Consider the following 13,978-nt stretch of genomic DNA (forward strand, 5'->3'; position numbering starts at 1 on the left):
GGAAGTGCCGTTCGCGCCGGTCTCGTGCTCAGCTGCCCTTCTCGGAGGCCGGAAGGCCGAAGCCGCCGACAGGATGGGTCTCGACCTGGAATTCGAAGCCGGCGATGAAAGGACGCGCCTTGGCGATTGCCGCCTGGACTTCAGGCAATTGCAGGGACGCCTTATGGCTTGCCTGATCGGTCCACACTTCGGTGACCCAGATCGCGTCGGCATCGGCCGGATCGGTGGCGATGATGTAGCTCAGGCAGCCGGGCAGGGCACCGGTCGTCTCACGCAGCACGTCCATGACTGCATCGCGCTGGCCGCGTGCCGCCCGCATCTTGCCGATCAGTCCGAACATTCCCTTCCTCTCCCTCCAGGTTGCACGCTGAGCTGAGTATGCAATCGCCAGCTCACGGCATCAACTGGCCACCATTGACCTCGATCACCTGGCCGATGATGTAGCCGCTCAAGCGGTCGGAAGACAGGAACAGGTAAGCGCCGACGCAATCTTCGGCCGTTCCGGCGCGACCCTGCGGAATGGTGGCGACCATGCCCTTCATCTGCTCGGCGGTGGAATAGCGCTCGTGGAACGGGGTCAGGATGGTGCCGGGCGCCACGGCGTTGACGCGGATGCCGAAGCCGATCAACTCCTTGGCCATGCCGCGCGTCACGTTGGAGACGAAGGCCTTGGACGAGCCATAGAGGCCGGCGCCGCCGCCGGCGCCGTTGCGGGCGGCGATCGAGGTGGTGTTGATGATGAAGCCGCCCTGGCGCTTCAGCCATGGGATCGCTCTGCGCGAGGCCGTCAGCACCGAGCGCGCGTTGAGATCCATCACCGCATCGTAATGCGCCTCGGTCTGGTCGGCATAGGCAACGCGGCCGAGCATGCCGCCGGCATTGTTGACCAGCCCGTCGAGCCGGCCGAAATGTTCAGCGCTCTCCTCGACCACACGCTCGACGTCGGCGGGAACCGAAAAATCGCCCTGCGTCAAGAACACCTCGCCGCCGTCGTCGCGGATGGTTTTGGCGACCTCTTCGGCGGCTTCCCGGCTTGAATTGTAATGCAGCGCAACGCGGCATTTCTGCCGGGCATAGGCGAGGGCGAGGGCTGCTCCTATCCCGGTCGACGCGCCGGTGACCAGCACCGCCTTGCCGGCAAGATCGGGAATGACAAGCGTGGTCGGGTCAGTTGGCACGTCGATATCTCCAGGATTGCGCTGGCAATTGGTAGACGCTTCCCGGCCAGGTGTTCAAGTCAAGGCAAGATCAGGGCGCGAATTCAGGGCCGCAGATAGACATAGCCCTGGCGCTGCAGCTCCGCGAGCTTGACCACCCCGCCTTTCTCCGCGACCTGGAAGCCGGCAAGCAGGTCGGTCAGTGCGATGTCCATGCCATGCATTGTGTTGCCGCAGGCCTGCGGAACAAGTCCCTGCTGGACGAGGCCGGCAAAGCGGCTGGAGGTCGCTCCGGAAGCGCTCTTTGCCTTGAAGGCCGCAAGCGCCGGCCCGTGCACGACCAGCACGACCTCGACATTGCCGCCGGTGCCCTCATAGTGGTTCTTGATGTTGCCGAGGACGAAGTTGACCTTGTCGGCGTCGCTGAGATGGTAGGCGACCTTCAGCCTGTCTTCGGCGGCGGCGGCGCTCGCCTGTCGCAGACCGAAAAAACCGCCCACTCCGGCAAGACCGGCGCGGAAAACGTCACGGCGCAGCATCGCATCCTCCTCGATCCGGCGGCCCTCGCAAGTTTGCGTGGCCCAGCCTTCGTGCCTAGACTAGCATGAATCGCAATCACGTCCTGTCGGTGCGAGGAGAGGATCACATGACGTCGAGGATGGTGGCAGGTGCGGTGCTGGGTGCCGCGCTGTTCTTTGCCGGCGCGGCGCTCGCAGATGATGCCCCCAAGCTGACCGAACTCAGCCCGAACGGCGCCGACGTCTGCTTCGGCCGGGTCTATGATGCCGCCCATCTCAAGGCGCATCCGCACCAGAAGGTGGCGCGCATCTTCTTCTACCATGGCCACGATCCGGTCAGCCGGCCGAACGAGGAGCCGAGCTCGATGTCCGACGCTGCCTATAACGGCTTTCTCACCACCACGGTGCGCGGCGCCAAGAAGCCGGAATGGGCGGCTGGCTGGTGCAACAAGGAGGATCCGAGCGACAAGGCGAGCGGCATTCGCTGCGGCATGGAATGCGACCGCACGCTCGCCTCGCTGAAAGTCGACGACAAGGGCCGGCTGATCCTCTCCAACGTGCAGCGTGACGTCTATCTCGACGCCGGCGCGGAGGAGGATCTCGGCAAGGCGAAATACAACGAGCAGGCGCTGGGCAGCGAAGACGATAATTTCCGTCTCGATCCGATGCCGGCCGACACCTGCAAGGCGGAGTTCGCGCGCATCGATCCGATCGACCCGGCGATCGGGGCCCCGCTGCGCGAGCGGCTGAAGCCGGACCAGCCCTTCTGCTACGGCCGCGACTATGACGACGCGCATCTGAAATCCCATCCGGACCAGATGACGCAGTCGATCCGCGTCTTCCGGGGGCCGATCGAGCTCGCTTCTTTCGCCGCCGGTGGCGATGCCGCCAACTGGCCAGACGGCGCCGACATCGCCATCTCGGTGACGACCAGGCAGAAAGAGGCCAAGGTTACGCAGACCTATTCCTGCCAGGGCGAGGCCGATCAGTGGCGCTGCTCGGCCAGCTCCAAGATGAGCGACTTTGCCTGCGACATCTCGCAGAAGGAGATATTTCTCAAGCGCGGCGCCAGCGGTACGATGCTACTGGCCAACCCCAACAATGCGCTCGCCATCATCGACCTCTGCTCGAAGATGGCGGGCGGCAAGACCAAGTCCGACGACAAGGTGTATAGGCTCAATCCGATGCCGCTGTCGGCCTGCACGCCGTGAGTGTGCCACTTCGTCACTCTAAAGTGTGGCGCTTCGTCATCCTATGGCGGAGCAAGGAGCGAAGCGACGCGGCGCAGCCATAGGATGCAGCCGTTATGCTAAGGCGTTGAAACGGTGCAGAATTCTGCTCCGCTGCATGCTTCGGCCAAGGTCACGACATGGGTCCCAGGGTCTCCGCGACGGAGCTTCGCTCCTGCTTCGCCCAGGGATGACGACACCGCGGAGGCCCGGCCAATTTTCCAAGGCGTGCCTGGAAATCGCTTCAGGCGAAAGGCACTGCCGCCGTGCCTTTCGGCAGCTTCGCCTCGTCGTCCGGCTCGACATGGATGGTGACGCGCACCGAAGGGATCTCGGCCTTCAGCGCGTCCTCGATGCGGTCGCAAATGACATGGCTGGCGCCGACCGTCATGTCGGCGTCGACGACGAGGTGGAACTCGATGAAGGTCGCTCGTCCGGCGATGCGGGTTTTCAGGTCATGCACCTCCAGCGCACCCTTCGAATTGGCCGAGATGATATCGCGGATCTGCATGTGCTCCTGGGTGTCGACGGCACGATCCATCAATCCGCTCAGCGACTCTCCGGTAAGCTTCCAGCCCTGATAGAGAATGTTCAGTGCAACAAGGAGCGCAAGCAGTGGGTCGAGGATATGCCATCCAGTCATCACCGCGGCGACGAGGCCCACGATGACGCCCACCGAGGTAAGCACGTCGGTCATGATGTGCTGGCCGTCCGCGACCAGGGCGGGCGACCGTTCGGTGCGGCCATTGCGGATCAGCACGAATGCCCAGACGGCATTGACGAGCGCCGCGCCGGCATTGATCGCCAAGCCCTGCCAGGGCTGTTCGAGCGATGCGGGGCTCTGCAGCGATTGCCACACCTTGGCGATGATCAGCAGCGCCGCAACGACGATCAGAACACCCTCGAGCACAGCAGAAAAATACTCGGCCTTGTGATGGCCGAAGGGATGGTCGCTATCGGCCGGCTTATGGCTGATGCGGATCGCCCAGAGAGCGGCTGCCGCAGTGATGACGTTGACGATGGATTCCAAAGCATCGGAATAGAGGGCTACGGAGCCGGTCATCTGCCAGGCAACGAATTTCAGCCCCATCACCAGGAAGGCGATGACGATCGACCAGAAAGCGAGGCTGGCGATCTTGCGCTTCGCGGCGGCTCTTGCGGCCGCCGTCGCCGTGTCTTCCACCGCGGCCATCGTTGCTAGGCAGCCTTTTCCTTGGCCTTGCGCGGCAGATGCGCAACGATGTTCTCGATGATGCGCATGCCGGCATTGTGGCCGAGCGTCATGATCGATTCCGGGTGGAACTGAACGGCGGCGATCGGCTCCTTGCGGTGCTCGAAGGCCATGATGACGCCGTCCTCGGTCTCGGCCGTCACCACGAAACCTTCGGGCAGGCGCACCGGATCGGCGAAGATCGAATGATAGCGGCCGACGGTCACTTCCTTGGGCAGCCCCGAGAAGATGATGCCCGGCTTCGAGACACGGATGCGCGAGGGCTTGCCGTGCATCGGAATGTGCAACTGCCGCAACTCGCCGCCATAGGCTTCGGCCAGCGCCTGCAGGCCGAGACAGACGCCGAAGACCGGCAGGTCGCGGGCGCGCGCTCGTCTGATGGTCGCGGCGCAATCGAAATCCTTCGGCGTACCCGGGCCGGGGGAGAGCACGACGAGATCGGGCTTCAGCCGCTCGAACACCTCTTCCGGCACCGGCGTGCGCACGGTGGAAACAGTGGCGCCGGTCTGGCGGAAGTAGTTGGCCAGCGTGTGGACGAAGGAGTCCTCGTGGTCGACGAGCAGGATGTTGACGCCGTCGCCGACGCGCGCGGTGGTGCGTTCGGTGCCTGCGGCGTTGCCGGTCTTGGCGTCGCGTATGGCGGAGAGCATGGCGGATGCCTTCAGTTCGGTTTCGGCTTCTTCTTCCTCAGGAACGCTGTCGAAAAGCAATGTGGCGCCGGCGCGCACTTCGGCGATACCGTCCTTGATGCGGATGGTGCGCAGCGTCAGCCCGGTGTTCATGTCGCCGTTGAAATTGACCATGCCGATCGCCCCGCCATACCAGGCGCGCGGGCTCTTTTCGTTCTGCTCGATGAAGCGCATGGCCCACAGCTTCGGCGCGCCGGTGACGGTGACCGCCCAGGCGTGCGACAGGAAGGCGTCGAAGGCGTCCATGCCTTCGCGCAGCCGTCCCTCGATGTGATCGACGGTGTGGATCAGGCGCGAATACATCTCGATCTGGCGGCGGCCGATGACGCGCACCGAGCCCGGCTCGCAGACGCGCGACTTGTCGTTGCGGTCGACGTCCGAGCACATGGTGAGCTCGGACTCGTCCTTCTTGGAGTTGAGCAGCTTGAGGATCTGCTCGCTGTCGGAGATGGCGTCGTCGCCGCGCTTGATGGTGCCGGAGATCGGGCAGGTCTCGACCCGACGGCCGTTGACGCGCACGAACATCTCCGGCGAGGCGCCGATCAGGTACTCGTTTTCGCCGAGATTGATGAAGAAGGAATAAGGTGAGGGGTTGATCGACTTCAGCTTGCGGGAAATCTCGGAGGGCTGGGTCTCGCAGCGCTCGTAGAACATCTGTCCAGGCACAACCTCGAACAGGTCGCCGCGCTTGAAGCTCTCCATCGCCCGGCGCACCAAATTGGCATATTCGCCGGGTTCGTGATCGCCGCGCGGCGGGATACGGTCGGCGGTCCTGAACGGCTCGACATGAGCATCGCGCACCAAGCCTTCCGTGGAAAACCCTTCGCCGGAATAGTCGTAGCGGTCGGTCCAGGCCTTGGTCGAATAGTGGTCGACGACGAGGATCTCGTCGGGCAGGAACAGCACCAGGTCGCGCTGGCTCTGCTTACGCTCGAGCTTGTAGTCGACCGGGTCGAACTGGAAGGCGAGATCGTAGCCGAAGGCGCCGTAAAGGCCGAGATTGGCGTCCTCGGCGGTCTTGAACAAAGCCGTGATGGCGCGCAGCACCGTGAAGACGGACGGCACGCGGCTGCGCTCCTCCTCGGTGAAGACGCGGCCGGGCTTGGCGACATCGAGGCGGATCAGCTTTCTCGAGCTCTCGGCAATCGCCACCTCGCTCAGCTCGCCAAGCGCCTTGCCGATCACCGGCAGCAGCACTTCGCCGCGCTGGTTGAGCGCCTCGATGCGCATGGCGCGGCCGCGCGCCGAGATCACCAGCGGCGGATCGATGATGGCCGTGTCCCAGCGCGTGTAACGGCCCGGATATTCGTAGTTCGAGGAGAACACCGCGCCGCGGCGGGAATTCAGGCCGTCGACATAGGCGTCGATCGCGCCTTCATAGGGCTGGTCATGGCGTTCGCGGGTGATCGTCACCCCGCCCGCGGTGACGAAGCGCTCCGCCCCGTTGTCCAGAACTGTAGTCGTCATTGCCGTCTCCACCAGCGTTTTGGGCAACGGACCCGGGAATGGCTTGAAAAAACAAATGGCCGCCCGGACATTCCGCTGCGGCCACCCTCATTTTCACGCATGCGCGTTCGAACCGGCCGCTGTCAGCGAGCCCACCACCAAACGGTCTTGTTCGAACGCATGTTCATGGCGACTCCCATAGCGGCGAATGACGGCCCGCGCAACTGGATTTCACGCGAACGGTAAAGCCGGCCCGTCAGTCCTCCAGGGTGCCGGAGCGCGCGTCGGCGCTCCTCTCGTCGCCGGCAAGCTTCAAAAGATCCTCGCCGGCGCGGATGATGCGGCGCGAACGACGGGTCAGGATGAAACCCGACTGGGGCGCGAACACCTCGGTGTGGCCGCCGGCTTCGCCGGGCGCATGGACGATCGTCGCCAGCCGGTCGCCCTTGTTGACGCGGTCGCCGGGCTTGACGTCATAAAGGATGGCGCCGGCCTTGGGCGAAGGCATCATCTCGATGTTTTCCAGCGGTACGACGGCGCCGGAGAAGCTGCTCGCCTTCGGGACGGAAGGGTCCTGAATGACGCCGCGCGTCACCAGCAAGCGGTAGAGGCCGCCGGCATCGGAGGCGGCCAAGCCGCTGTCGACATCCAGCATGCCGCGATATTCGACCGTGGTGACGACGCGCCGGTCGAAGCGCGCGACGCTCGCAGGCACGTTTTGATAGGGCATAATCGAGGCGCCCTCGAAGGTGCCGCTACTGTCCTCGCTCCACAGCAAGACGGCATCGATGCCCATCGCAGCCGCGCAGTCGGCCATATGCGGCCACAGGCTGGTGTGAATGTAGAGATAGGCAAGGCCTTCATCGTCGCAGTGGAGATCGAGCACGATGTCGTTGCCGAGCGAGAGTTCGACGAGCCGCTTCTTCAGCCGGCGGTCGGCGCCGCCGAGGTTGACATCCGCTAAAAGCCTGGCGTCCGGCGCGGCAAGCAGCGGGAAGGCACGGTTGAAGTTGGTGCGGGTGCCGAGATTGAAGCGGCCCTGGTGCTCGCCGAAATGGTATTGCGCCCGACCGATTGGATTGGCCCAGGGCACCAACGTGATGGCGCCTCTAATGCGGCCTTCCGCTTCCGCCTTGGCAAGCATCGGCATCAGCGCGTCGATGGCGACGACACCCGGCAATTCTCCGGCATGAAGCGCCGCCTGCAGATAGACCGAGGGCGCCGACTTGTCCGTGCCCTCGAAGCGGAAAACTGGGAACTCATAAGCAACGCCTTCGCTGTCGCCTGCGATGCGCTCGATGGTCTTTTGCATGGGGTTCCTCCGGTGGGTGGCCAGACATGCATGGTTACGGCCAGGGTGTCAGTGGTCCAGTCCGCCCGCGCGATAGGCGCAAGCCGACCGTCGGACGCCTTGAGCACTGTTTGCCAAGATCGAGAAGCCCCGACGTGGAGCGGCGATCTGCCGTTACGCCAGCGGCTTCAAGTCCTGGGCGATGGTCGGCAGAAGCTCCGAGACGTTGGGGTGGATGTGCATGGCGCGCGCCAGCGTCGAGATCGGCGCCTTGGCATACATCAGGTCGAGCACAGAGTGGATCGCCTCGTCGCCGCCCGGTCCGAGCACCGAACAGCCGAGGATCTCGCCGGTGTCGGCGTCGGCCAGGATCTTCATGAAGCCTTGCGTCTCGCCCTTTTCGACGGCGCGGCCGACACGGGTCATCGGCCGCTGGCCGACAAGCGCGCGGCGGCCGGATTTCTTGACAGCGGTCTCGGTCATGCCGCAGCGGCCGAGCGGCGGATCGATGTAGAGCGCATAGGCCTCGATGCGGTCGCTGACCTTGCGCGGATCGTTGTCGAGCAGATTGGCGGCGACGATCTCGTAGTCGTTGTAGGAGGTGTGGGTGAAGGCGCCCTTGCCGTTGCAGTCGCCCATGGCCCAAATGCCGGGCACATTGGTGCGCAACTGGTCGTCGACGACGATGTAGCCGCGCTTGTCGACCTCGACGCCGGCCTTGTCGAGGCCGAGGTCGTCGGTGTTGGGGACGCGGCCGAGTGCCAGCAGCACATGCGAGCCGACCGCCGGCGGCTTGCCGGCAGAGAAGGTCACGGCGATACCGTTGCCCTGCCTGGCAAAGCCGATGTCCTCCGCGCCGACATGGACGGTGACGCCTTCGTTTTCGAGGATGGACTGGATCGCGGCCGAGACGTCTTCGTCCTCACGGCCCGTCAGCCGCGGCGCTTTCTCGATCACCGTGACCTCGGAGCCGAAACGGCGGAACATCTGGGCGAATTCGAGCGAGATATAGCTGCCGCCGACGACGACCAGATGGCTGGGCAGCACATCGAGATCCATCATCGAGGAGTTGGTGAGATAGGGGACGTCGTTGACGCCGGGCAGGTCCGGCACGGAGGCGCGGCCGCCGGTGTTGAGGAAGATTTTTGGCGCGGTCAGCAGGTCGTCGCCGACGCGCATTGTATTAGCGGATTCGAATCTGGCATGGCCGCGATAAAGCGTGCAGCCCTTCATCCCCGCGATCCAGCTTTCGAGATTGCCGCGGGCGTCATTGGTCACCTTGTCCTTGCGTGCCTTGATTCGTTGATAGTCGACCCCGACCGGACCGGAGAGCGCGACGCCATAGTCGGCGGCGCGGCGGGCAAGATGCGCGGCGTAGGCGCTCGCCACCATCGCCTTGGTCGGCATGCAGCCGGTGTTGACACAGGTTCCGCCAATAAGCTTGCGCTCGATCAGGGCAACGCTCATGCCGGCGGCGTCGAGCCGGCCGGCGAGCGAAGGGCCGGCCTGGCCGGCGCCGATGACGATGGCGTCGAAGTTTTTCGCGCTCATGCGACCGCCGCCACGATCAGCAGGCCCCCGATGATCGCCACCGCGTCCTCGATGAAGGCGGCGGGCGGATCCTTGCCGAAGGCGGCAGCCATCCTGGCGCGTGCTTCCGCGCCGCCCAGCGTGCCCATCACCGCGCCGATCGCGCCGGCGATGAGGCCGCCGATGGTGGCGCCGGCCGTGGCGCCGATCACTGCGCCGCAGAAGGCGCCCGTGACGATGCGCGCGCCAAACTGCTGCGGCACCTTGCGGCTCGGCGTCGCCGGCAACTGGTCGGTGACGAGCTCGACGATCGCCAGGACGGTGAAGATGCCGACCGCGATCCAGTGGCCCATGAAGCTTGCCCAGGTGCCGGCGACCGGGATCCAGCCGAGATACGAACCCCAGGCGACGGCGGCCGGCGCGGTCATGGCGCGAAGGCCGGCGACGACGCCAATCAGCAATGCCAGAATGTAGAGCATCATCACCCCCTCAAATTCGGAGCCCCGCACGGTTCCGCGGATGGCAAGCTAGCATAGGCCTGGCGTTTGGCCATGGGCTTTTCCGGTCGGGCGGATTGTGCTTTGGCAGCGGGACGGGAATGGAGGAGCAGCCATGACGACAAGCGAGCGCATGAAGATGGCGGCGGGTGAATGGTACAGCTGCATCGACCCGGAGCTGGAGGCGATGCGGGTGGCCGCCCGCGACGCAGTGTTCGAGCACAACAGCATGCCGCCCCGGCAGCGCGGCGACATCGGCGCGGCCCTGCAAGCGCTGCTCGGCGGCCTAGGCGAGGGCGCGCGCATCGAGGCGCCGTTCCACTGCGCTTACGGCTTCAACCTGTTCCTCGGCGAGGGCGCCTTCCTGAACGCCGGTTGCACCATTCTCGATACCGCTCCGGTGAAGATCGGCAGGAGGACGCTGCTTGGCCCCAATGTGCAGATCTATTGCGCCGAGCATCACCGCGAGGCCGCCGGGCGGCTGGCCGGATTGGAGATCGCCAAATCGGTGACGATCGGCGACAACGCGTGGATCGGCGGCAGCGCGGTGATCCTCGCCGGCGTCAGCATCGGCGAAGGCGCCATCGTCGGCGCCGGCGCGGTGGTGACGCGCGACGTGCCTGCCAATGCGACCGTGGTCGGCAACCCGGCGCGGGTGGTTACACGCTGCTGATGGCGACCTGTGCGCCGCCCTTCGAGAATTCGCGCCGGTACTGCATCGGGGAGGTTCTGAGCCGCGCCGCGAAATGCTGGCGCAGCGACGTGGCGCTGCCGAAGCCGGCCTCGAAGGCCACCATGTCCATCGACTTGTCGGTCTGTTCCAGCAGCCTCTGCGCCAGCGCCACGCGCTGTTCGGCCAGCCAGTTACCGAAGCTGGTGCCGGTCGTCTTCTGGAAGCGACGCGTGAAGGTGCGGCGGGTGAGGCCAGCTGATTCGGCGACGCTGTCCAGGGTGTGAGCTTCGCCAAGCGTTGCCCGCACCCCGTCAAGTGCCTTTGTGAACCGGTCGGCGTTCGGCGTCGGTGCAAGCGGGCGCTCGATGAACTGAGCCTGTCCGCCCTGCCGGTGCGGCGACAGCACGACGTGGCGGGCGAGCCGAAGCGAGGCCTCGGCGCCGTAGCGGGCGCGCACAATGTGCAGGCAGCAGTCCAGCCCGGCGGCGACGCCGGCCGAGGTGACGATGTCGCCTTCATCGACATAGAGCACATCGGCGTCGACGGCGATGTCGGGGTGCAGCGTCTGCAACTGGTCGGTATAGGCCCAATGCGTGGTGGCCTTGCGTCCCGCCAGCAGTCCGGCGGCGGCGATGGCGAAGGTGCCGAGGCAGAGGCCGACGATCAGCGCGCCGCGCTTATGTGCCCGTTCGAGCGCATGCTTGAGCGGCGCGGCCAGAGGAGCATCGAGATCTTTCCAGCTTGGGATGATGACGATGTCGGCCTGGTCGAGCGCCGAAAGATCGTGCGGGACCGAAATGCTCAAACCAGCATCGGTATGGATAAGTCCTTGCTCCGCCGCGCAGACGCGGAAATCGAAGCGCGGCAGGCCGAGCTTGGTGCGATCCGCGCCGAAGACCAGGCAAGGCACGGAAAGGTGGAACGGGCTGATGCCGTCGAAGGCGACGACGGCGACAATCGGATTGCGCATGGCAGACATCACCAGGTTACGGCAAGGAGTGTCCCAATTTTTTCGAATAACGTCAATTGGGCCACTATTCTGGGAATAGATGTTCGGCCTAGCTTCGCCACCTATCAACCCGCTCGAAAGGAACCGCCATGTCAGCACCAGCCACCCAGCCACGCCGCGCACTCGTCGTCGTCGATGTCCAGAACGACTACAATGGCGGCAATCTCGCCATCCAGCATCCGCCCTTCGCGGACAGCGTCGCCAACGTGGCGCGCGCCATGGACGCCGCCACTGCTGCCGGCATCAAGGTCGTTGTCGTGAAGCAGATGGCGCCGGAGACTTCGCCGATCTTCGCCAAGGGCAGCCATGGCGGCGAACTGCATCCCGAGATCGCCGGGCGCGCCCGCGACCACTATGTCGAGAAGACGCTGCCCTCCGCCTTCACAGGCACCGACCTCGAGAACTGGCTACGCGCCAACCACATCGATACGATCGCGGTCGTCGGCTACATGACGCATAATTGCGACCTGTCGACCATCATCCATGCGGTGCATATGGGCTTTGCCGTCGAGTTCCTCTCGGATGCCAGCGGCTCGGTTCCCTACGCCAACAGCGCCGGCTACGCGTCTGCCGAAGACATCCATCGCGTGGTGAGCGTGGTGCTGCAGTCGCGCTTCGCCGCGGTGCTCAAGACCGCCGAATGGATCGATTGCCTGAAGACCGGCGCCCTGCCGGAGCGCGACACGATCTATGCGTCGAACCAGCGGGCGCTGAAGCGGAACGCTGCCTAAAGCATTCACTGTTTCACGGAAACGGCGAAATGCTCTGGCTTTTTGTTTTTGACGCAATTCCGGACGGAAAACCGCTCACACTTTTCCTGGAACTGCTCTAGCCGCACCAACTCCGAAAGAAAAAGGGCGCCGCAGCAGTGCGGCGCCCTTGGTCGTTTCAGCTCCCAACGCTGCCTAGAACAGGCCCTCGATCTGGCCCTGCTCATTGAGGAAGATCTTCTCCGAGGAGGGCGACTTGGGCAGGCCGGGCATGGTCATGATCTCGCCGCAGATGATGACGACGAAGCCGGCGCCGGCCGAGAGCCTGACCTCGCGCACCGGCACGGTATGGCCGGTCGGCGCGCCGCGCAGATTCGGGTCGGTCGAGAAGGAGTACTGGGTCTTGGCCATGCAGACCGGCAGATTGCCGTAGCCTGCCTGTTCCCACGCATGCAACTGGTCGCGGATCGACTTGTCGGCGATCGCCTCGTCGCCGCGATAGATGCGCTTGACGATGGTGTTGACCTTCTCGAACAGCGGCATCTCGTCCGGGTAAAGCGGCGAGAACTGCGAAGCGCCGGATTCGGCGATCTCGACGACCTTCTTCGCCAGGTCCTCGATGCCGGCCGAGCCTTGAGCCCAGTGCTTGCACAGGATCGCCTCGGCGCCCTGCGCCTTGACGAAGTCCTTCATCGCCTGGATCTCGGCGTCGGTGTCGGTGGTGAAGTGGTTGATCGCCACCACCGCCGGCACGCCGAACTGCTTCACGTTCTCGATGTGACGGCCGAGGTTGAGGCAGCCCTTCTTGACCGCTTCGATGTTTTCCTTGCCGAGATCTTCCTTCTTGATGCCGCCATTCATCTTCATGGCGCGCACGGTGGCGACGATCACGGCGGCCGCCGGCTGGAGCCCGGCCTTGCGGCACTTGATGTCGAAGAATTTTTCGGCTCCCAGGTCGGCGCCGAAGCCGGCTTCGGTCACGACGTAGTCGGCAAGCTTCAGCGCCGTCGTGGTGGCGACGACCGAGTTGCAGCCATGCGCGATGTTGGCGAACGGGCCGCCATGCACGAAGGCCGGGTTGTTCTCCAGCGTCTGCACCAGGTTGGGCTGGATGGCGTCCTTCAAAAGCACGGCCATGGCGCCGTCGGCCTTGAGGTCGCGGGCATAGACCGGCGACTTGTCGCGGCGGTAGGCGACGATGATGTCGCCGAGGCGCTTCTCAAGATCCTTGAGGTCGGTGGCAAGGCACAGGATCGCCATGACTTCCGAAGCGACGGTGATGTCGAAGCCGGCCTCGCGAGGGAAGCCGTTGGCGACGCCGCCCAGCGAACAGATGATCTCGCGCAGCGCCCGGTCGTTCATGTCCATGACGCGGCGCCAGGCGACACGGCGGGTATCGATGCCGAGCTCGTTGCCCCAGTAGATGTGGTTGTCGATCAGCGCCGAAAGCAGGTTGTGGGCCGTGGTGATCGCGTGGAAGTCGCCGGTGAAGTGGAGGTTCATATCGTCCATCGGCACCACCTGGGCCAGGCCGCCGCCGGCGGCGCCACCCTTCATGCCGAAGTTCGGGCCGAGCGAGGCTTCGCGGATGCACACGATCGCCTTCTTGCCGACGCGGTTCAGGCCGTCGCCGAGGCCGACCGTGGTGGTCGTCTTGCCTTCGCCGGCAGGCGTCGGGTTGATGGCGGTGACGAGGATCAGCTTGCCGTCCTTGTTGCCCCGCACCGATTTGATGAATTCGGCCGAGACCTTCGCCTTGTCGTGGCCATAGGGCAGCAGGTGCTCGTAAGGGATGCCGATCTTGGCGCCGATCTCCTGGATCGGTTTCTTCCTGGCGGCGCGCGCGATCTCGATGTCGGACTTCACTTCGGCCATGACGGCTTTCCTCTGGATTGGGCGGTGGAGGGGAGGGGTTCGATCACTACAGCAATTCCAGGAAAAGTGTGAGCCGGTCTGCCGTCCGGAATTGCGTTAAAACGAGGAAACAGGGCGGTTCTG

The 13,978-nt window shown here is 64.7% G+C and carries 13 protein-coding genes; 3 read left to right on the forward strand and 10 right to left on the reverse strand.

The window, feature by feature from the left end; genetic code table 11:
• Window positions 1-28: 28 nt before the first annotated feature.
• The 3 genes from A9K71_RS10230 to A9K71_RS10240 all read right to left on the reverse strand — a co-directional run bounded on the left by A9K71_RS10230 (window position 29) and on the right by A9K71_RS10240 (window position 1,696).
• Window positions 29-340, reverse strand: a complete 312-nt coding sequence (locus tag A9K71_RS10230; protein ID WP_066994206.1) for a putative quinol monooxygenase — start codon at window positions 338-340, stop codon at window positions 29-31.
• A gap of 52 nt (window positions 341-392) precedes the next feature.
• Window positions 393-1,178, reverse strand: coding sequence for an SDR family oxidoreductase (locus tag A9K71_RS10235; protein WP_082980440.1), 786 nt, complete (start codon window positions 1,176-1,178; stop codon window positions 393-395).
• 83 nt (window positions 1,179-1,261) lie between these two features.
• Window positions 1,262-1,696 (reverse strand): DsrE family protein, encoded by a 435-nt coding sequence (locus tag A9K71_RS10240; protein ID WP_066994212.1) that lies wholly within the window; start codon window positions 1,694-1,696, stop codon window positions 1,262-1,264.
• Window positions 1,697-1,803: 107 nt separating this feature from the next.
• Between A9K71_RS10240 and A9K71_RS10245 the strand changes: the two genes are divergently transcribed.
• Window positions 1,804-2,886: a hypothetical protein gene (locus A9K71_RS10245; RefSeq protein WP_066994215.1), complete on the forward strand. Its 1,083-nt coding sequence runs from the start codon at window positions 1,804-1,806 to the stop codon at window positions 2,884-2,886.
• 262 nt (window positions 2,887-3,148) lie between these two features.
• Here A9K71_RS10245 and A9K71_RS10250 read toward each other — a convergent pair whose 3' ends face one another.
• The 5 genes from A9K71_RS10250 to A9K71_RS10270 form a co-directional block, all read right to left on the reverse strand.
• Window positions 3,149-4,096, reverse strand: coding sequence for a cation diffusion facilitator family transporter (locus tag A9K71_RS10250; RefSeq protein ID WP_066994218.1), 948 nt, complete (start codon window positions 4,094-4,096; stop codon window positions 3,149-3,151).
• Window positions 4,097-4,101: 5 nt separating this feature from the next.
• The gene (locus A9K71_RS10255; protein ID WP_066994221.1) at window positions 4,102-6,291 is read right to left on the reverse strand and encodes an anthranilate synthase; all 2,190 of its coding nucleotides are present in this window, start codon (window positions 6,289-6,291) and stop codon (window positions 4,102-4,104) included.
• Between the two features lie 235 nt (window positions 6,292-6,526).
• Window positions 6,527-7,582: a succinylglutamate desuccinylase/aspartoacylase family protein gene (locus A9K71_RS10260; protein WP_066994224.1), complete on the reverse strand. Its 1,056-nt coding sequence runs from the start codon at window positions 7,580-7,582 to the stop codon at window positions 6,527-6,529.
• A 153-nt stretch (window positions 7,583-7,735) separates the two neighbouring features.
• Window positions 7,736-9,112, reverse strand: coding sequence for an FAD-containing oxidoreductase (locus A9K71_RS10265; RefSeq protein ID WP_066994227.1), 1,377 nt, complete (start codon window positions 9,110-9,112; stop codon window positions 7,736-7,738).
• Entirely contained in the window at window positions 9,109-9,570 is a 462-nt protein-coding gene (locus tag A9K71_RS10270; protein ID WP_066994877.1) for a DUF4126 family protein, read from the reverse strand. The genes A9K71_RS10265 and A9K71_RS10270 overlap by 4 nt, the downstream gene beginning before the upstream one ends.
• A 133-nt stretch (window positions 9,571-9,703) precedes the next feature.
• Here A9K71_RS10270 and A9K71_RS10275 point away from each other — a divergent pair, with 133 nt between their 5' ends.
• Complete coding sequence (locus tag A9K71_RS10275; protein ID WP_066994230.1) at window positions 9,704-10,261, forward strand: sugar O-acetyltransferase; 558 nt, start codon at window positions 9,704-9,706, stop codon at window positions 10,259-10,261.
• Here the strand turns inward: A9K71_RS10275 and A9K71_RS10280 are convergent.
• Window positions 10,248-11,231: a helix-turn-helix domain-containing protein gene (locus A9K71_RS10280; protein WP_066994880.1), complete on the reverse strand. Its 984-nt coding sequence runs from the start codon at window positions 11,229-11,231 to the stop codon at window positions 10,248-10,250. The two genes, A9K71_RS10275 and A9K71_RS10280, sit on opposite strands and share 14 nt — an antisense overlap.
• Window positions 11,232-11,359: 128 nt before the next feature.
• Here A9K71_RS10280 and A9K71_RS10285 point away from each other — a divergent pair, with 128 nt between their 5' ends.
• Window positions 11,360-12,001, forward strand: coding sequence for a cysteine hydrolase family protein (locus tag A9K71_RS10285; protein ID WP_066994232.1), 642 nt, complete (start codon window positions 11,360-11,362; stop codon window positions 11,999-12,001).
• Between the two features lie 174 nt (window positions 12,002-12,175).
• Here A9K71_RS10285 and A9K71_RS10290 read toward each other — a convergent pair whose 3' ends face one another.
• Window positions 12,176-13,855, reverse strand: a complete 1,680-nt coding sequence (locus A9K71_RS10290) for a formate--tetrahydrofolate ligase (RefSeq protein ID WP_066994235.1) — start codon at window positions 13,853-13,855, stop codon at window positions 12,176-12,178.
• Between the last annotated feature and the right edge of the window lie 123 nt (window positions 13,856-13,978).

Source organism: Mesorhizobium sp. WSM3873 (assembly GCF_001672445.1).
GTDB lineage: Bacteria > Pseudomonadota > Alphaproteobacteria > Rhizobiales > Rhizobiaceae > Mesorhizobium.